Below are 255 nucleotides of genomic sequence, written 5' to 3'. Positions count from 1 at the left end.
ACTGTGGACGGTAGCCTTTGAAGAACGGAGTATGACGGCCGCCTTCTTCCTTGCTCAGAACATAAACCTCAGCGGTGAACTTGGTGTGCGGCTTAACGGTACCTGGCTTAACCAGAACCTGGCCACGTTCAACGTCGTCACGCTTGGTACCACGCAGCAGAACGCCGCAGTTCTCGCCAGCACGACCTTCGTCGAGCAGCTTGCGGAACATTTCAACGCCGGTGCAGGTAGTCTTCTGAGTATCGCGCAGACCAA

General features: G+C 56.1%; 1 protein-coding gene. It reads right to left on the bottom strand.

Translation table 11 applies throughout. The features are described from left to right. Nucleotides 1–255, bottom strand: a 255-nt coding sequence (locus J5M73_RS31585; protein ID WP_243434010.1) for an EF-Tu/IF-2/RF-3 family GTPase, incomplete at both ends; no start/stop codon positions are given.

This window comes from Pseudomonas sp. 50_B, from assembly GCF_017491625.1.
GTDB lineage: Bacteria > Pseudomonadota > Gammaproteobacteria > Pseudomonadales > Pseudomonadaceae > Aquipseudomonas > Aquipseudomonas danubii.
The sequence above is the reverse complement of the archived record's forward strand: the minus strand, read 5'-3'. Positions and strand labels throughout refer to the sequence as shown.